Origin of the sequence: Mycobacterium colombiense, assembly GCF_001672755.1 — a bacterium.
Classification (GTDB): Bacteria; Actinomycetota; Actinomycetes; order Mycobacteriales; family Mycobacteriaceae; genus Mycobacterium; species Mycobacterium colombiense_C.
Genome location: NZ_LZKI01000022.1, coordinates 1 through 547 on the forward strand (window position 1 = coordinate 1; position 547 = coordinate 547).

Consider the following 547-nt stretch of genomic DNA (forward strand, 5'->3'; position numbering starts at 1 on the left):
GGTGCGCTGGGGCACCGACGGGCAACTGCGGTACCTGGGCCGGGCCGACGAGCAGGTCAAGATTCGGGGCTATCGCATCGAGCTGGGGGAAATCCGCACCGCACTGGCCGATGTGGACGGTGTTGAACTGGCGGCGGTGCTGGTTCGTGAAGATCGTGTCGGCGAGAAGCGTCTTGTCGGCTATGTGACCGGAGCCGCTGACCCGGCCGACATTCGGGCTTGGTTGGGTCAGCGGCTCCCCGCATATATGGTGCCCTCGGCGGTGGTGGTGCTCGACGCACCGCCATTGACGGTCAACGGCAAGCTCGACACCCGCGCGCTGCCCGCCCCCGATTACCAGGGTGGCGACGGTTACCGGGCCCCGGAAACCGCCATCGAGGAAATCCTGGCCGGCATCTACGCCCGGGTGCTCGGCGTCGAACGCGTCGGGATCGACCATTCCTTCTTCCACCTCGGCGGCGACTCACTGTCCGCGATGCGACTCGTCGCCGCAATCAACACCGAGCTCGACGCCGGCCTCACCGTCCGATCGCTGTTCGAGGCGCCC

General features: G+C 67.5%; 1 protein-coding gene. It reads left to right on the top strand.

All coding sequences use genetic code 11. From position 1 onward, the window contains the following. Positions 1-547, top strand: a 547-nt coding sequence (locus A5708_RS02535) for a phosphopantetheine-binding protein (protein ID WP_155765857.1), incomplete at both ends; no start/stop codon positions are given.